The 18,305-nt window shown below is 39.2% G+C and carries 19 protein-coding genes; 14 read left to right on the forward strand and 5 right to left on the reverse strand.

Going from position 1 to position 18,305, the window contains the following annotated elements; all coding sequences use genetic code 11:
* Positions 1-176: 176 nt before the first annotated feature.
* The 12 genes from FA047_RS03925 (at position 177) to FA047_RS20975 (ending at position 9,314) form a co-directional block, all read left to right on the forward strand.
* Positions 177-782 (forward strand): cyclic nucleotide-binding domain-containing protein, encoded by a 606-nt coding sequence (locus tag FA047_RS03925; protein WP_136834661.1) that lies wholly within the window; start codon positions 177-179, stop codon positions 780-782.
* Positions 783-788: 6 nt separating this feature from the next.
* Positions 789-1,067 (forward strand): hypothetical protein, encoded by a 279-nt coding sequence (locus tag FA047_RS03930; protein WP_205943234.1) that lies wholly within the window; start codon positions 789-791, stop codon positions 1,065-1,067.
* Positions 1,060-1,512, forward strand: coding sequence for a DUF6036 family nucleotidyltransferase (locus FA047_RS03935; protein WP_136834662.1), 453 nt, complete (start codon positions 1,060-1,062; stop codon positions 1,510-1,512). Before FA047_RS03930 ends, FA047_RS03935 begins: the two co-directional genes overlap by 8 nt.
* 201 nt (positions 1,513-1,713) lie before the next feature.
* On the forward strand, positions 1,714-1,914 hold the full coding sequence (locus FA047_RS03940; protein ID WP_136834663.1) for a hypothetical protein: 201 nt from the start codon (positions 1,714-1,716) through the stop codon (positions 1,912-1,914).
* Between the two features lie 129 nt (positions 1,915-2,043).
* Positions 2,044-2,685 (forward strand): DUF6266 family protein, encoded by a 642-nt coding sequence (locus tag FA047_RS03945; RefSeq protein WP_136834664.1) that lies wholly within the window; start codon positions 2,044-2,046, stop codon positions 2,683-2,685.
* A gap of 134 nt (positions 2,686-2,819) precedes the next feature.
* Positions 2,820-3,332, forward strand: coding sequence for a DUF2911 domain-containing protein (locus tag FA047_RS03950; RefSeq protein WP_136834665.1), 513 nt, complete (start codon positions 2,820-2,822; stop codon positions 3,330-3,332).
* Between the two features lie 104 nt (positions 3,333-3,436).
* Positions 3,437-4,630, forward strand: a complete 1,194-nt coding sequence (mqnE, locus tag FA047_RS03955) for an aminofutalosine synthase MqnE (protein ID WP_136834666.1) — start codon at positions 3,437-3,439, stop codon at positions 4,628-4,630.
* Positions 4,630-5,241 carry a histidine phosphatase family protein gene (locus FA047_RS03960; protein ID WP_136834667.1) on the forward strand — a complete coding sequence of 204 codons (612 nt, stop codon included), beginning with the start codon at positions 4,630-4,632 and terminating at the stop codon, positions 5,239-5,241. Before mqnE ends, FA047_RS03960 begins: the two co-directional genes overlap by 1 nt.
* Before the next feature lie 7 nt (positions 5,242-5,248).
* On the forward strand, positions 5,249-5,974 hold the full coding sequence (locus FA047_RS03965) for a menaquinone biosynthetic enzyme MqnA/MqnD family protein (protein ID WP_136834668.1): 726 nt from the start codon (positions 5,249-5,251) through the stop codon (positions 5,972-5,974).
* 86 nt (positions 5,975-6,060) lie between these two features.
* Positions 6,061-8,670, forward strand: coding sequence for a DNA mismatch repair protein MutS (mutS, locus tag FA047_RS03970; protein WP_136834669.1), 2,610 nt, complete (start codon positions 6,061-6,063; stop codon positions 8,668-8,670).
* A 32-nt stretch (positions 8,671-8,702) separates the two neighbouring features.
* On the forward strand, positions 8,703-9,188 hold the full coding sequence (locus FA047_RS03975) for a C40 family peptidase (protein WP_225872622.1): 486 nt from the start codon (positions 8,703-8,705) through the stop codon (positions 9,186-9,188).
* Between the two features lie 3 nt (positions 9,189-9,191).
* On the forward strand, positions 9,192-9,314 hold the full coding sequence (locus tag FA047_RS20975; RefSeq protein ID WP_262709966.1) for a hypothetical protein: 123 nt from the start codon (positions 9,192-9,194) through the stop codon (positions 9,312-9,314).
* On the opposite strand, the gene FA047_RS03980 is transcribed toward FA047_RS20975, so the two are convergent.
* Together FA047_RS03980 and FA047_RS03985 are read right to left on the reverse strand one after the other, a co-directional pair.
* Entirely contained in the window at positions 9,311-11,221 is a 1,911-nt protein-coding gene (locus FA047_RS03980; protein WP_136834671.1) for a DUF3857 domain-containing protein, read from the reverse strand. The two genes, FA047_RS20975 and FA047_RS03980, sit on opposite strands and share 4 nt — an antisense overlap.
* Positions 11,222-11,225: 4 nt before the next feature.
* Positions 11,226-13,202: a DUF3857 domain-containing protein gene (locus tag FA047_RS03985; protein ID WP_136834672.1), complete on the reverse strand. Its 1,977-nt coding sequence runs from the start codon at positions 13,200-13,202 to the stop codon at positions 11,226-11,228.
* A gap of 151 nt (positions 13,203-13,353) precedes the next feature.
* Here FA047_RS03985 and FA047_RS03990 point away from each other — a divergent pair, with 151 nt between their 5' ends.
* The gene (locus FA047_RS03990; protein WP_136834673.1) at positions 13,354-14,337 is read left to right on the forward strand and encodes a 3'-5' exonuclease; all 984 of its coding nucleotides are present in this window, start codon (positions 13,354-13,356) and stop codon (positions 14,335-14,337) included.
* Here FA047_RS03990 and queG read toward each other — a convergent pair whose 3' ends face one another.
* A complete protein-coding gene (queG, locus tag FA047_RS03995) occupies positions 14,338-15,276 on the reverse strand; it encodes a tRNA epoxyqueuosine(34) reductase QueG (RefSeq protein ID WP_136834674.1) in 939 nt (312 codons plus the stop codon).
* A gap of 80 nt (positions 15,277-15,356) precedes the next feature.
* Here queG and FA047_RS04000 point away from each other — a divergent pair, with 80 nt between their 5' ends.
* Positions 15,357-15,608, forward strand: a complete 252-nt coding sequence (locus tag FA047_RS04000) for a hypothetical protein (protein ID WP_136834675.1) — start codon at positions 15,357-15,359, stop codon at positions 15,606-15,608.
* Between the two features lie 41 nt (positions 15,609-15,649).
* On the opposite strand, the gene FA047_RS04005 is transcribed toward FA047_RS04000, so the two are convergent.
* Both FA047_RS04005 and ruvB read right to left on the reverse strand, forming a co-directional pair.
* Positions 15,650-17,158, reverse strand: coding sequence for a carbon-nitrogen hydrolase family protein (locus tag FA047_RS04005; protein WP_136834676.1), 1,509 nt, complete (start codon positions 17,156-17,158; stop codon positions 15,650-15,652).
* A 116-nt stretch (positions 17,159-17,274) separates the two neighbouring features.
* Positions 17,275-18,297 (reverse strand): Holliday junction branch migration DNA helicase RuvB, encoded by a 1,023-nt coding sequence (gene ruvB, locus FA047_RS04010; RefSeq protein ID WP_136834677.1) that lies wholly within the window; start codon positions 18,295-18,297, stop codon positions 17,275-17,277.
* Between the last annotated feature and the right edge of the window lie 8 nt (positions 18,298-18,305).

Genomic DNA, 18,305 nt, shown 5'->3' on the forward strand with positions numbered 1-18,305 from the left:
TCATGGGCGTGGTATAGTGGTTGGGACAAACCATCTTAACATCAAAATATTGAAAATTAGCAACTCTTAAAATTAATAAACCCTAAATTATGCCTAAACGTAAACTCACCAATCACCTGGGATCAATGCATCCTGTAAGTAAAGATTGACCATTTAAATAACTAATGCATCAAATTATGGAATACACTAAAGATGAACCCGTCCTAAACCTCAAGTCCTACCTGCACAGTAAAATTGTATTATCCCCTGCTTTTGATCCCAGCATAGATCCAATGCTTATAGCTAAGATATTGGCTGCAAAATATACAAGTCTTAAAAATGGGGATGGTGTTAACGATATTGCCTATTGGGTAGATGAGGGATTCGGGTATTTCACCAAGCCGGGGAAAGATAAAGAAGATTTGGATGTGGAACATATTGATGAGATCTTGCCCTCCAGGATGATTGGGCTGGATGCAGATGGTTTCTTTAACAATGTCCCCTCCAATCGTACATTGCATTTTACCAAAGGCTCGGTGATTATTCCTTTTTCTAAAGCAGATTTCCTGATACTGAAAGTGACTGCGCCTGAAGCAGAGGCCTTGGCCAATTGTATACTGGCCGAACTTAAAAACCATGAAGTAGTAATTGCGAATATGAACAAGCTGGTGATGGAGGAACGGTTGAAGATCTTTGAACAGATCTATGGCAAGGAGATATGGCAGCATTTCTCGCAAAAGCAGCTGGCAGATTATACGGGAATTACGGTGTCTTACCTGAGCCGTTTGAAAACTAGAGAGTGAGGGGGGATGGACGGAGCTATTAATGTCGCTACCAAGTCAATTAGGAAAAATCCTCTGGGAATTGTACTTTTGAATATGGCTACATATCGTTTAGATCGAACTGCTTTTAAGGCTCATACCGTCAATGAAGCCGCAGATCATGCTTCTTATTATAAGAAGCTGGATTTTGTAGAACGCTTGAAAGTCGCTGCTTATCTAAACAGTATTGCTTTTAATTATCCTGAAGGTAATCCGCCGAAATTAGACAGGACGGCCTTTTCCACCAGAGCCAGATCTAATGGGTAATATATTTAATGATGATTTTAGAGATTTTCTGAAAGCATTAAATAACCAAAATGTTCGGTATATGCTTGTTGGAGGATTTTCAGTTATCCTACACGGTTATTCCAGAACTACCGGTGATATGGATATTTGGGTTGAACGCACGTCTGAAAATTACCTCAGCTTAAAAAATGCCTTCGAAGAGTTTGGGATGCCGGTTTTTGATATGACAGAGAAGAACTTTTTATCTCATCCGGCTTGGGATGTGTTTACATTTGGGAGACCTCCAGTAGCTATTGATATTATGGTAAAAGTAAAGGGCCTGGATTTCGATCAGAGTTATCAGAATTCCGTTGTATTTGAAGATGATAATCTTTTTATAAGGACGATTCATAAAGACGGCCTCATTGCTGCTAAAAAATCTGCTGGTAGGAATAAGGACCTAGATGATCTAGAAAATATAACCTAACAGCAGTCAGCTGCGCTGAGCTCGCAGCACACCAGTTTTCGCAGCATGAGCTTTCAAATTATACGGGAATTACAGTGTCATATCTGAGTCGTTTGAAAAATAAACTGTCCGGTTAATTTTTTGTCTTTTTGCAATTGCTTGACTGGAATTTCACCATTATTTTAGGAGATCAACTAAATTATTGACATAAACCTAAATTTTATGGAAGGCTTATTCCTCTCAATTAAACACGTGCGGCAAATCACCAGACTTGGTGAGACTGCAGCGCAAGGCCGTCTGGCTGATGTACGCAAAGCGTATAACATTCCCAAATATCAGCAAGTAAATGTTTTTGAATATTGTAAGTTTTATCGGCTGGATGTGGATCTGATACTGAAACTGTTGAACGGCGACAGGAAGTAATACAGATAGTTTCGGTTTCTTTCAGATTTCACCTTATTCTACCGATAAGTTATACTTCATTATTTTATTGTTAATGAACCATTTATGTTTGGTTTAATTAACTGAATGGTTTTACTTAATTTTTAAACTATGGGAAGAGCAATTTGGGGAACCTCAGGTGGCTTTCAGGGCAAAAATGGTGCGAACATAGGCCGGTGGCTGAATGGACAAAACATTGTAGGCCCGCTGCCTCACCCTTCTCAAACACCACCCTCCACCGCACAGCTTAATCAGCGTGCAAAATTTGGCTTGGTAACGAGCTGGCTTAGAATAGTCAAAGGCGTTATCCGTACGGGATTCAATGTGCACAAGGAAAAAGTATCGCCCTGGAATGCTGCAGTGCAATACAACCTGGAATACGCCGTGACGGGTGTGGCGCCAAACTTTACCATCAATTATCCAATGGTGATGTTTTGCAAAGGAGAGCTTAGTCCGCCACTGGATGTAACGGTGGCTACCGCGGCAGGCGCAAACCTGGAATTTGAATGGGATACGCTGTTTAATGTGGCGTTTGGTGCAGACACGGACAAAGCCACCTTTGTGGTGTACAATCCAGACAAGAACCTGTTTGTGGTGCTCGCTGGTGCTGTAACCCGTGTAGCGGCAACGTATACGCTACAATTGCCAACATCATTTGTCGGCGACCAAGTACAGTGCTATATGAGCCTGCTGTCTGCGGATGGTAAGGTGTCTAGCGACAGTGTATTTGTGGGGGCATTGACAGTGGTGTAGAATGAGGTAAGGAAAAGGGGCTACTGAAAGAAAATCAGGATGACGACTTTCAGATAGCCCTTTTTTATTTAGGAATTGCTATTTCTCCCAATGAATCGCTATCTTTAATACCTTAATCTGATAAAACTAAAATCATGAAAAAATCATTCGTCCTAACATTATTCCTAAGTGTAGCTACACTTGCATCTTTCGCTCAGCAGGATAAAAGTAAGCGTCCAAGTCCTCCCGCGGTAGTAAAACAAACCATCAGCTCTGGTGCTACGGTGACCATAGAATATAGTCAGCCATCGGTTAAAGGTCGTACTATAGGCGGAGAAATCGCTCCGTTTGGAAAAGTATGGCGTACGGGTGCTAATGAGGCTACCATATTTGAGGTAGATAAAGCCGTGAAAGTAGAAGGAAAAGCGCTTGCTGCGGGTAAGTATGCCATGTATTCTATTCCTGGTGAAAAAGAATGGACTATTATTTTGAACAAAGCCTGGGATAAGCCAATCAATACGTATGCTGAAGCACAGGATGTACTTCGTGCAGTGGTAAAGCCGGCAAAGGCTTCTGCCGCTATGGAGAAGATGACCTTTAAAATAGATAAATCTGGCAAAGTATCACTGATGTGGGGAAATATAGTAGTTCCTTTTACAGTAAAATAACTGCTAAAGTTTAGAAAAGGCCTGTCATGAAAATGACAGGCTTTTTTTGTTTAAGCCCGCTTTATAGCTATTTTATCGTACTTTTGCGGCATCATATTATGTACATGGATACTACTTCAAAATTAGCATTGATTATTGATGATCCGGATTTGCCGAAGATGCACCGTGATATAGCAAAAAAGGTACAAAATCAGGAGCGGATCAGCTTTGATGAGGGCGTTTACCTTTATGAACACGGCGAACTGGCTTATTTGGGCGTATTGGCAAATTATATCAGAGAGGCGAAGCATGGCGACAATACTTATTTTAACCGCAATTTTCACCTGGAGCCTACCAATTTATGTGTCTACGACTGTAAGTTTTGTTCTTATTCCCGTTTGATCAAACAAAAGGCTGAAGGCTGGGAGCTGACGATGGAAGAGATGCTGGATATCGTAAAAAAATATGATAACGAACCAGTAACAGAAGTGCACATCGTAGGAGGGGTTTTGCCTCAATATGATGTGGCGTTTTATTCGGCCTTATTTACAGCTATAAAAAAGCATCGTCCAGAACTACACGTGAAGGCCTTGACTCCGGTAGAGTATCATTATATCTTTAAAAAGGCTAAAATAGACTATGCGTCCGGAATGAAACTCATGAAGGAAGCAGGACTGGAATCAATGCCCGGCGGTGGAGCAGAGATCTTTCATCCTGAAATCAGGGATCAAATAGCAAAAGATAAATGTACCGCGGATCAATGGCTCGCTATTCATGAGGAATGGCATAAGTTGGGGATGCGTTCTAATGCCACCATGTTATATGGGCATATAGAGCGATTTGAACATCGTGTAGATCATATGGAGCGCCTACGCCAGTTACAAGATAAGACTGGAGGTTTTCAGACTTTTATACCGCTTAAATTCAGGAATCAGCATAACCAGATGGATCATGTGCCAGAAGTTTCTGTGATAGAAGATTTGAGAAATTATGCGATAGCCCGTATTTATATGGACAACTTTGATCACATAAAAGCTTATTGGGCGATGATCAGCAGGCAAACGGCACAGTTGTCCCTTAATTTTGGGGTAGATGATATTGACGGGACGCTGGATGATACCACAAAAATCTATTCTATGGCTGGTGCAGAGGAACAAACGCCTGCAATGAGCACGCAGGAGGTCGCAAATCTGATTAAACAAGTGAAACGAAGGCCAATTGAAAGAGACACATTGTATAATGTGATCAAAGATTATACAGACGTTGTTTTTGATGACGAGGTAAAACCACAATATTATAAACTCCCGGTAGTCAATTAATGGATAAGGAAATATACATCATCAGACATGGTGAAACGGAATTAAATAAACTCGGAATTGTACAGGGACGCGGAGTAAATAGTGATCTTAACGATACGGGTAGGGCACAGGCTGCGGCTTTTTATGCGCGGTATAAAGATGTCCCATTTGAAAAAATATATACTTCTAAACTAGTTCGTACTCATCAGACTGTAAAAGGCTTTGTTGATGCAGGCACGCCCTGGGAGCAACTTTCAGGTCTTGATGAGCTTGCCTGGGGCGAATGGGAGGGTAAGCCCAATGATGAAAATGCGATAGCGGCCTTTAAAGGATTGGCAGAAAAATGGGATACAGGAGATTTTGATGCTCATTTTGTAGGGGGCGAGAGTCCTAATCAGGTTTTGTTGCGGCTTAAAGAGGCGCTGGACGAGATTCTGAGCCATACTGATGAAAAGCTGGTTTTGGTGTGTATGCACGGACGGGCGATGCGTATGTTTATGTGCTTGCTGATGAATAAACCACTATCGGAAATGGGAGAATTCCCGCATCTGAATACAACACTTTACAGGCTGCAGTTGACCGGTGACCAATTCACGATCATCGATTTTAACAATACCGATCATTTAAAATAATACCCTTTTGAACAAGATTAAAATTTCTGCGGTTTCTTATACGAATACTAAACCCTTTATATACGGTATTGAACATTCAGAACTGATAAATAAGATAGATTTAAGTTTAGATATCCCTTCAGATTGCGCAACTAAATTAATTAATAAACAGGTAGATATAGGTTTGATTCCAGTAGCTGCTATTCCTTATGTCCCCGATGCAAATATTGTAGCCGATTATTGCATCGGCTCGAAAGGTGCAGTGAATTCTGTTTTTATTTTTAGTGATGTGCCGGTCAGCGAGATTAAAAAAGTGAGACTTGATAGCCAATCAAGGACTTCTAATAACCTCGCAAAAGTGTTGCTTAAATTTTACTGGAAACAGGAAGTTGAGTTTACTACTGATCCTGATTTGAAGACTGATGCATTAGTGCTGATTGGTGACCGTACGTTTGGTAAAAAGTCTAATTATGCATTTGCGTATGACATGGGTGAGGAGTGGATGAACTTTACCGGGTTGCCGTTTGTTTATGCAGCATGGGTGGCCAATATAGCTATATCTCAAGAGTTTATAAACGAGTTTAATGTAGCTCTGGCAAAGGGGCTGGCGTATCGGTTAGAACTGGTTAAGGAATTGCCCAAACATGATAATTTCGATCTGGAAGACTACCTGATGAATAAGCTTGATTTTGAGTTGACTGCACAAAAACGTGAAGCTTTAAATTTGTTCCTTTCTTATATTGGGAAACTGTAAACCTATTCACATTTTTTTAATTTTCAACAAATCATGAAGCCTACATGTCAAGGTAGTATCTTTACGATTTTGTAAATAGAATCATTTTGGCTAAAGATAATACGAAGGAAACTCCACTGATGCAGCAATACAATGCGATTAAAGCAAAGTATCCGGGTGCATTATTACTGTTTAGGGTTGGCGATTTTTATGAAACATTTGGCGAGGATGCTGTAAAAACTTCGCAAATATTAGGAATTGTACTTACCAGGCGGGGCACTGGTCCAAATGGTGCACTCGAGCTCGCAGGTTTTCCGCACCATTCACTCGATAATTATCTTTCGAAGCTGGTTAGGGCAGGTCAACGAGTTGCCATCTGTGACCAGCTGGAAGATCCAAAAATGACCAAGACGATTGTTAAACGAGGTGTAACGGAGTTGGTAACCCCAGGAGTTGCTTACAATGACAATATCCTTAGTCAGAAGTCAAACAATTACTTAGCTGCAGTTTACTTCGATAAAAATACGTTAGGTGTATCCTTTGCTGATATTTCAACTGGTGAATTTTTAGTCGCACAGGGTGATGTTGAATATATTGATAAGCTTTTGCAAGGTTTTAAACCTACAGAAGTAGTTTTTCAAAAGAGTAAGAGGAAGGAATTTCTAGAGCTTTTTGGTGATAGGTTTTATACTTTTCATTTGGATGATTGGGCTTTTACAAATGACTATGCCAATGAAATTCTAACCAAGCATTTTGAAGTAAATTCATTAAAGGGTTTTGGAGTAGATAAGTTGCAGACTGGTATTGTAGCGGCCGGAGTGGTGCTTCATTATTTGAATGAAACGGAACACCGTAACCTGAAACACATTTCTTCTATCTCCAGATTGGAAGAGGATAAATTTGTTTGGTTAGATCGCTTTACGATTAGAAACTTAGAGTTGGTTACGTCAGCAAACGACAATGCGGTTACCCTTTTTGAGGTTTTAGACCAGACTTCTACGCCTATGGGAGCCCGCTTGCTTCATAAGTGGATCATAATGCCTTTAAAAGAACTGAAACCTATTCAGGAACGTCTTGGTATGGTGGAGTTTTTAGTTAGGGACGACAGGCTTTTACAGGAGTTTCTAGGTCATATTAAGCAGATTGGTGATCTGGAAAGACTCATTTCCAAAGTAGGCCTGCAGAAAGTTGGTCCCCGTGAGCTTTGTCAGTTAAAGAAAGCCCTTTATCATATAGAAGCGGTAAAGAAAATAGCTGAAGAAGCTAAAAATCCTTTTCTTTCTGTGTTGGCAGAGCAGTTGAATCCTTGTCTGACGATAAGGGAGAAGCTGGAGAGAGAATTGCAGCAAGACCCACCGGCGTTATTGATCAAGGGAAATGTAATTGCGGATGGGATAGATGAGGATCTGGATCGTCTGCGTAAGATTGCTTTTGGAGGCAAAGATTATCTTGTTGAAATTCAGAAAAGAGAGGCTGCAATTACAGGAATTCCTTCTTTAAAAGTGGCCTTTAATAATGTATTTGGCTATTACCTGGAGGTAACACATACACATAAAGACAAGGTTCCTGCCGACTGGATTAGAAAGCAGACTTTGGTAAGTGCGGAGCGTTATATTACTCCGGAGCTGAAGGAATATGAAGAACAGATACTGGGTGCTGAAGAAAAGATTCAACAAATTGAGATTCGTTTATATAATGAATTGATATATCAGGTAGCTGCGTACATCAAGCAGATCCAATTGAATGCTTTCCTGATCGCGCAGCTTGACGTTTTATTATGCTTTGCACAGCTTGCTGTCCAGAGTCATTATGTGAAACCTGAGGTAAACAAAGGTAAGGATCTGGACATCAAGGGAGGAAGGCATCCTGTTATCGAAAAAAGACTGCCGATTGGACAGGAGTATATTACGAACGATGTATTTCTGGATAACGACAATCAGCAGATCATCATCATTACTGGTCCGAATATGTCGGGTAAATCGGCTATTTTAAGACAAACAGGACTTATTGTACTGATGGCTCAAATGGGGTGTTTTGTACCAGCGAAGTCTGCGAGTATTGGCTTGGTAGATAAAATATTTACAAGGGTTGGTGCTTCTGATAATTTGTCATCAGGAGAGAGTACATTCATGGTGGAAATGAATGAGACGGCAAGTATCCTGAATAACATTTCTGACAATAGTCTGATCCTGCTAGATGAGATAGGAAGAGGTACCAGTACTTATGACGGAATTTCAATTGCATGGGCTATAGCTGAGTTTTTGCATACCCATCCTAATGCAAAGCCCAAGACATTATTTGCAACTCATTATCATGAATTGAATGAGCTGGCCAATACGATGAGCAGGATTAAGAATTTCAATGTTTCCATTAAAGAGGTAGGTAATAAAGTAATATTCCTTCGAAAGCTTGTGCCAGGAGGCAGTGAGCATAGTTTTGGTATTCATGTTGCTAAAATGGCTGGTATGCCACCCAAACTGATCAACAGGGCTAATGAAATATTAAAGAAACTGGAGATCGACAGGACTGAGGGACAAAGCATTAAAGACAGCATCAAAAAGGTTCAGAATCAGGCTTATCAACTACATATGTTTGCAGTAGAAGATCCAATTCTTGTTAAGATCAGAGATACATTGAACAATCTGGATGTAAATATATTAACCCCTGTAGAGGCTTTGCTGAAATTGGATGAAATACAAAGGATAGTTAAACAATAAGTATGGTTGCTTTAAAAAGATGTCGAGAAGGATTGAAGGTTATAGTATTTTTATTAGCCATTGTGTTCTTGTCTGCATGTGGTTCGAGAAAATTGGCAGTGAAATCAAATACCTCGGCTTCTAAAATGGCCGATGCGATGTCTCATTTAAAAAGTAAACCTCTGTACCGCTTTATAACAGATTGGAGCGGGGTTAAATACCGTTTAGGTGGTCTAGATAAAAGTGGTATTGATTGCTCTGGATTTGCATATTTGCTTCAAAAGGATATTTATGGCAATAGCTTGCCAAGGAGATCAAGAGATCAGGCTGAGACTGTAAATGAAAAAAGTTTGGGCCAACTGAAGGAAGGGGATTTGATTTTCTTTTCATTCGGAGGTGCGTCTGTAGATCACGTAGGTGTTTACCTCAATGGCAACTATTTCGTTCATGCTTCTACTACAAGAGGAGTAGTAGTTGATGATTTAAACATGCCTGTTTATCAAAAAGCGATGGTTAAGGCTGGTTCTTTTAAAAATTAGAATATGGAAAATCAGCGAGATCAAAACTCATTCTGGACAAAATACAGGAAATTTGCTACTACAGAGATTTTGATGTATTTGATCATGATCATTGGAATTGGCTTGGGGATTGTCATCTTGAGTTAGTTTGACTTCAGTGTAATTTTACTGTTGTCGAATCCATTGATGTTGCTGAAAAAAGCAACTATATCGACGTATTTGTTCGCATCAAATATTCCACTGTTTATACTCAGTTTTCTTTTGTATATCAGCTTTTTACCATCTGACTTAATTGCCATTTCATAAGTTCCAAAAAGAGTTTTTATAGTTACATCTTCCGGCTTATTTTCCAATGCATATCCTGCCGGTAATTCGTAAATGATTTCGTCTTCGTCTGAATATCCCCGGTTTACATATACTGGTAAGTTTCTGTTCTTTGATTCAGGAATTGAACTTGCTTTATTGAAGATATTTGGAATGAGGTAAATTCGGTTACTGGTTTTAGGCGTATATTTTAGAATCTTTAATTTAAGGGATTCAGTCGTTACAGGATTAATACCTTCCTTTTTTTGTATGAATTTAACGTCACTGAAGTTGATGTTGTCGATATCATATGCTTCTTTCAAATGTTTTAACTGTTCTTTATACGGCTCATTAATGATTCTTTCATAATTGTCATACTGCGATCCGTACACATTTGTTTGCATGTTCCCGTTCACATCCCCCTCATCATTTATTGTCAATTCAGCCTTTCTTTTCGATAGGTTAGTTGTTGTATTTAATGCCGGAGTCCTTAAAATTCCCCCTCCTTCTTCCGTACAAGCAAATACTGTGCGATCGTCTGTAAATGTCCCCAGGTACCCGAACGGCGTAGTCTGACTTGTACACTCAAGCCAGGTAGTGTCATTTTTAAAAGGAACACATAGAATGATGTGATTACCCTGATCCATACTGGCAAAATCAATATCCATGTTTTTCTTCAAACTGCCGGCGTTTACAACACAATACATGCTATTTATGCCTACAGCTTTCAAGAGACTTTGTGTGTAGTTCACCAATGCTTTACAATCGCCATAGGATAGGCGATCTACTTCGGATGCCGGAAAAGGCTGAAATCCCCCTATACCTACCTGTACGCTGATGTACCTGGTCTTTTTTTGCATGAATTCATAGATTTTCTTCGCCTTTTCTTTGTCGTCAGTTATTCCTTCGACAAGTTTATTTACATCAGAAATAGCAGCAGGACTAAGTGTTTGCCTTTTTTTAATCAGGTCATTGTAAACCCATTTTCCCAATTCATTCCAATTGTTGTAAGTCCCCTTGAAGCCATAATAGGTAAACTGCTCTGGCGCTATTTTCACATAGGTAAGGTAACTGTCAGGATCTGGCGCATACGGTTCGTACTTAAAAGCATTAAGGTTTTTTACGCTCCACGTCAAGCTCTTTGTTTTTTCAGTAATTGACTCTTCTGGACTGCTTTTGTAATTGTAAGATTTGATACGGATTTTATCTTCTGGCTTGCAAATAAATGTGTAGCTGTTTTTTTCTACGGCGACATCGGGATAGGGGTTGGCATACCATTCAGGGATAATGAGATTTTGCCTATATCTGATTTCATATTCATAAACGACTGTATATGGATATGAAAGGATAGACGGAGCAAAGCTTTTGATTCTGGCGTCTTCAAAAAGTGAATAATCGCTTGATGCACTTTCATCGCTAAAATTTGCCTGATTAAATTTGCCTACGGTATTGCCAGCAGCATCTAATAGGAGACCTTTTATACTTTTAACAACGGTGCTCTTATTATAGTAAATAGAAAGTGCCCCTCTTTCATCCGCACTTTTATTAAGAATCGTAACTGCCTTTTTAACGTAGAGAATTACATTGTCCTGCGTTCTCATGTCAACAGTAGTCTCCATATTTCTTATCACAGCTCCGGCTCTTGATTTTAGGTTTGATGGAATCAGATCTGCATTATAATCTGTTTTATTCTGTGCGAAACTGCCGTAAGTAAATGCAATGAAAAATAGGATTAGTAATTTTTTTTGCATGAGGCTATTTATTCTTTTTAAAGACAACATCTGTTTTTTGTAATTGAATCAAGCGACTGTAGAACTCCTTTAGTGAAAGGTATTCTTCTGGTTCATAAATAGGTTTGCTTAACTGGAGTACTTGCTGTGATATGAAGGTATCACCTTCTACCATACTGGTATTCATGTATTTCCCCCCGTTATCTTCAAGACTCATAGCTATATCTTTAGGCTTGTCAGTAATAGTATAGCTATTTGGCAGTTTTATAAATATGCTCACTCTTTCTTCTCTTATGGCACCAAAATCGACAGGATATGTTCGTTCATTCAGGTTAAATGGATTTTTCTCCGTTCTATTAATGAAAAATGGATTGAAAAAAAGCTGGTCTTTGTTGACATCATCATAACTTTTCATTTCTATATCGTATACCTCTATTAATGGATTATCAAGACTATCAAGGTTTTGGATGTCATGTTTGCTGATACTGATCCTGGGCATTTGTTCATCTAATTTTTCCACAAATTCTTCAACAGAATTGGCAGCTTTAATTTTCATTCGTTTTATTAATCCGGAATAACCGGATGAATAAGTGGTAAGCTGGCCTTTAATCATTCCGTCGTTAGTCAACTCCGCATTTAAGGTATACCTGGTTAGATCTTTCTGGCTTGCTTTTATATCGTACCAGTAAGACGGTTTTTTTAGATTCACTACACGCCCTTGTCCATTAATACAATGAAGAGGCAGTAAGCCAAAGGGCATTAAAGGCTCCGTTGCGTCTAGAAGATAACTTTCAGTACCAATGTTGACTTTTGCTATCACATAATTGAAATCACTGATGACAGGATAAAGTGTATTCACTGTGCCATTGGCCCTTGTTGACAGTATAACCGCATCTACATCCAGATCTGCCGCGCTCAATGCTCCTATGAGTGCTAAATTGATGTCTCCTGTGTTTCCAGTATGCGTTTCCAAAGCATTTTTGATATTTGTCTCGCTATAAATACCTATAAAACCATTTCGCCTAATGCTTTTTTTAATATATGAATAGATTGCCTGAGCTTTACTCAATTCATCAGTAGTATTTTTGAGTATTTCTGGCAGTATATCTTTGAAAATGTCTTTTCTTTTCATTTGGGTGCCAAACGATTTGTCGCTTGTCAATTCGTAATCGACATCTTTCCATGTTTTAGTTACGTTTTTCTTGCCTCCATTCCAGGTATGGTAGTCGGATAGCTCATAATAAATTGCTGACCTGAAGTTGTCAGGAGAAGTCATATATTCTTCTTCCACAAAGGCTGGAACATTTTTCATAATATAGGTCAGTTTTGAGCAATCGGCATCATATCCGCCAGCTCTAAAACAGTTTTTTTGTAATTCAGCTTTATCAGATGTCAGTTTTCTTCCTCCTCTTAAGGAAGCATTGTAATTATACAACGCAGGTATTACAGCTATATATTCGCTATGAAGTTTTGGTATATCAGATTGAAAATCCCAGCTTTTAAAATTAAATATACTAGGTAGAATCATGCGGTAACTATATTCGATGATGCAGCCTTCTGTAAGATTGGGCATAGTGAATTTTGTTAGTACTGTATATTTGTTTTTCCGCTCAGTAAAAACATTTTTTTTATCAAGTTCGGCTCTGACTACCTTACCATCAATAAAGGCTATTGTTGTAGCTTTAAGCTCCTTAATTTCATCTTCATTGTCGCTATAGACTCTTCTTGGAATGATAATATTGCCGCTTCCGAATCCATTTTTGTTAAAAATTTTAATTTTAACGTGATACTCAAAATCGATAGTCATTCTACCTGCTACATCGTCTAAACGCATTGATGATGTTCCGAATTCACGGATTACCATTGCATTTGCATTACTGTCCAGTACAATATTTTTTAAATCAAGATCCTCACCGGTGAGTTTTCCGTATTCAAAATTCTGTGCATTTACGTTGAGAATACAAGAAACAAAAAAGAAGAGCAAGGCGGAAAGGCATTTCATATTGAGCGGGTTAAACATGGCGCAAGATAAAAGGAGTAAAGCAATTATTAAAACAAATGCTAAATCATTTACACAGATTTGTCCTTTATCAAATAAGTTAAGGAATACCGGATGATTTTTACGACTTTTGAATCGTTACAAATAGTTAAAGATGAAATTAAATTTAAACCGTCCGCTTGCTTTTTTTGATTTAGAAACCACCGGCGTAAACGTAGGTTCTGATCGCATTGTGGAGATTGCCATATTAAAAGCGATGCCAGACGGCACAGAAATTATAAAAACACTTCGCATTAATCCGGAGATGCCAATTCCCCTTGCATCGTCTTTGATTCATGGAATTTACGATAAAGATATAGCAGACCAACCTACCTTTAAAGCAGTAGCACAGGAATTTTCCGACTTTATCGGTGATGCAGATCTTGCCGGATATAATTCTAACAGATTTGATATTCCTGTTTTATTGGAAGAGTTTTTAAGAGCAGGTGTAGATTTTGATATGACTGACCGCAGGTTTGTAGATGTTCAGAACATATTTCATCAAATGGAGCAGCGCACACTTCGTGCAGCTTACAAATTCTATTGTAATAAAGATATTGTCAATGCGCATTCAGCAGAAGCGGACATCACCGCAACGTATCATGTATTGTTAGCACAGATCGAGCGTTATCAGGATGCTGATTTTGAAGATAAACAAGGGAACCTATCAAAGCCTGTTCAGAATGATGTAGATGCCCTTCATGCATTTACCAATATGAATAAACCGGTAGATTTTGCAGGTAGAATGGTTTTTAACGAAGAAGGTGAGGAGTGTTTCAACTTCGGGAAACATAAAGGCAAAACAGTCGAACAAGTATTTAATATCGAGCCGAGTTACTATGCCTGGATGAAACAAGGAGATTTTCCTCTTTATACAAAGAAGAAGCTAACTGAGATATGGGAGCGTTGGAATAAGAAAAAAGACCAGCTAAAGTCAGAGAAGCAGCAATCTGCACAAAATCCTTCCAATACTTCTGGTCAAAGGCCTACACCTAAAGTTAATAATCCAGGATTCAAACCTCAGCCTAAAAATGAAAAGCCGCCAGTGGATGTAACCAATGATATGCTGGAGCAGCTTAAAATGAAATTTGGTAAATAATTAAGAGGTCTTTTTCAGAAAGTCAATATTTCTCGTTAAGCCTTTAAATTTGGTTCTTTTGACGGCGGAGTTTTTAAAAATATCTTTAAAAACATCTTCAGTAATGTCCATCCAGTCTTCGCGTTTCATACTCAATAAGTTTTCGTTGGGCTGAAACATGGGTTCTGAATGCGGTACGGAAAAGCGGTTCCAGGGACAGACATCCTGACAAACATCACATCCAAACATCCAGTTGTCCATTTTGTCATTGAAGTTGGTAGGGATTTCTTCTCTTAATTCAATGGTTAAATAGGAGATACATTTTTTTGCATCAATGACAAAAGGAGAAAGGATCGCTTCGGTAGGGCAGGCATCTATACATTTGGTGCAGGTTCCACAATGATCGGTTTCAAAAGCATTATCGTATTCCAACTCCAGATCGATGATCAATTCAGCGAGAAAGAAGAACGAGCCACTTTTTTTACTAATCAGGTTACTGTTTTTGCCGATCCATCCGATACCTGCCTTTTTAGCCCAGGCACGATCAAGCACAGGGGCTGAATCAACAAAAGCACGGCCATTCACTTCGCCAATATTTTCAGAGATGAAGTTTAATAATTGAAAGAGCTTATCCTTGATTACCGTATGATAATCAAAGCCATACGCATATTTCGAGATCTTTGGTGCATTGGGATCAGATTGTTGCTGATCAGGGTAGTAGTTCAGACTAAGAGAAATTACAGATTTAGCTCCCTCTACTAATAGTCTCGGATCTAGGCGCTTGTCGAAATGGTTTTCCATGTACCCCATTTGGCCATGATGGTTATTGTTTAACCATTTTTCTAATCTTGGAGCCTCCTCTTCAAGAAATTCAGCCTTCGCAATACCACATTGCATGAAGCCCAGTCGAAAGGCCTCATCTTTAATGAGCTTGCTGTATTTAGCCGAATTGTTTATCATCAGTCTACAAAGATAAACTTTAAGAATAAAACATTTTTATTTAAGCCGCTGTTATATAAGCAGACCAAATTTTAGAAATCATGGAAAATCAAAATAATAACCCTGAAGATCATAACGATAGTATTGAAAATATAGAAGCAAGGCATGCTGAGGATCCTAATAAACCTCATAAGCCAATAGAACACAATTATGCTAAACATGAAGCTGATCCTGGACCATCTCCCCAGGCTGTAGAAGAATACAATGACAGAGGCGCAGGTCCGGTAATGAAATGGCTGATTCCCGTGTTGATTGTAATATTGCTGATCTGCTGGTTTATATTTAGAAAATAAAAAAAGGGGTGTATAACACCCCTTTTTGTTAATATAGCTAGCTATTTTAGCAATCTTACTTCATAGAGATCCTTACGGCGATCCTTCAGTATTTTGACCGTTCCAAAATGGTGGAGCTCATCTAAAAGGTGAAGATCCACATCTACCACAAGCATCATTTCCGTATTTGGTGTTGTTTCAGCCTTCACTGCGTTAGTTGGAAATGCGAAGTCTGATGGGGTAAACACTGCAGATTGTGCAAACTGAATATCCATATTATTAACCTTAGGTAGATTACCTACACATCCAGCTATCGCAACATAACACTCATTCTCAATAGCTCTCGCCTGAGCGCAGTGTCTTACTCTCGTATAACCGTTTTGAGTATCCGTAAGGAAAGGTACAAATAGTATCTGCATTCCCTGATCTGCATAAATTCTACTCAATTCAGGGAATTCTACATCATAACAGATGAGTATTCCTATTTTTCCACAATCTGTGTCAAATACCTGAATTTTATCGCCACCCACCATTCCATAGTATTTTTGCTCATTGGGAGTGATGTGAATTTTCCTGAACTCTTCAGTTTTACCTGTTCTATGACACAAGTAAGTAGCATTGTAGAGCTTATTGTTTTCCAATATCGGCATGCTGCCAGATATGATGTTCACATTGTAAGAAACTGCAAATGACTGTATTTTATGTACAATCTCCTCAGTTTGTTCAGCCAGCTTACGCATTGCCTCCATTTCGGGAAGATGATTGTAGGGCTGAAGTAATGGGGTATTGAAGAATTCTGGAAACATGATGAAATCAGATTTGTATCCGCTTACTGCATCTACAAAAAATTCCACCTGTTCATAGAAAGCTTCAATGTCAGGAAACAATCGCATCTGCCATTGTACCAAACCAAGACGGATCGTTTTTGCCGAACGTGCAGAAGCATCAATGCCCTGATAGTAGATGTTATTCCATTCAATAAGCGTTGCAAACTCTTTAGATTCATGATCTCCCGGGAGATAGTTCTTTAACACTTTTCTTACGTGGAAGTCATTGGAAATCTGAAAAGTAAGGGTAGGGTCGTAGATTTCTTTGGCTTTTACCTTATCTATATATTGCCTTGGACTGAGTTTGTCTGCATATTCATGATATCCCGGGATCCTTCCTCCGGCAATAATACTCTTGAGGTTCAGTGTCTCGCAAAGTTCCTTCCTGGCTTCATACAATCTCCTCCCTAACCGTAATCCTCTATATTCAGGATGAACAAATATCTCAATCCCGTATAATACGTCTCCGTTTGCATCATGTGTACTAAAACCGTAATTTCCTGTGATGTTCTGATAAGTGTGTTTGTCTCCATATTCATCGTAATCAACGATAATAGACAGGGAGCAAGCCACTACTTTATCGTCTACTGCGATGCACAATTGTCCTTCAGGAAACAGCTTTAAAAGTTTTGCTATGGTCGACTTGCTCCAGATTTGGCCGCCAAGCGTATCATAAGCCTGAAGCATGGATTCTTTAAGGTCGTCATAATCTTCTAAAGTTAGTTTTCTTGTTTCTATATTCATAAATGATGTTTAAATGCCTTTTAAAGGCATATTCTTAATGCCCAAGACTGATTTTTTTAGTCAGCCGGTAATTTTCTATCTAACAAAAACACTGCCGATATGGCGTTTGTAAGAATTTAAAACAACTTTCCGGTTTGCCCTGGGAAATTTCTTTTTAAGTGTTTATAAGCCGCTTCAGTAGCCTCTCGGCCACGGGAGGTTCGCATTAGAAAGCCTTCCTGGATCAGGAATGGTTCATAAACTTCTTCGATAGTTCCCTCATCATCGCCTACAGCAGTAGCAATAGTTTTAAGCCCTACAGGTCCGCCTTTGAACTTATCTATAATGGTGGTCAATATTTTATTGTCCATTTCATCAAGCCCGTGTTCATCTACATTGAGTGCATTCAACGCATAACGCGCAATTTCAGTATCAATCTGACCATTGCCTTTGATCTGGGCAAAATCTCTTGTACGTCTTAACAAAGCATTCGCAATACGAGGAGTACCGCGGCTTCTTCTTGCAATTTCATAGGCACCTTCGTCTGTAATCGGTGTCTTCAGTATTTCAGAAGACCTCAATACGATCGTGGTTAACAACTTGGCATCGTAATAAGCCAGTCTGGAATTAATCCCAAATCGAGCTCTTAATGGTGCTGTTAATAAACCTGAACGGGTAGTGGCGCCAACGAGCGTAAATGGGTTTAAGGAAATCTGTACAGAACGGGCATTAGGTCCGCTCTCCAACATAATATCTATTTTAAAGTCCTCCATAGCAGAATACAGATATTCTTCTACAAGAGGGCTTAAACGATGTATTTCATCAATGAAAAGGATGTCGCCTTCATCAAGGCCAGTCAGCAGCCCAGCAAGATCCCCGGGTTTATCTAGTACAGGGCCGGAGGTGACTTTTATACCAACGCCCATCTCATTTGCAATGATCAGAGATAACGTGGTTTTTCCCAATCCCGGAGGGCCATGAAGTAAAACGTGATCCAAAGGTTCACCACGAAGTTTTGCAGCTTTTACAAAGATCTTCAGGTTTTCCATCACCTTTTCCTGACCTGTGAAATCTTCAAAAGCCTGCGGGCGCAGTACTTTTTCTATATCGCGTTCAGTGGGGGTGAGGCTTTCTGAAGAAGGATCCAGGTTTTCATTCATACCGTAAA

It is taken from the genome of Pedobacter frigoris (assembly GCF_005116445.1).
GTDB lineage: Bacteria > Bacteroidota > Bacteroidia > Sphingobacteriales > Sphingobacteriaceae > Pedobacter > Pedobacter frigoris.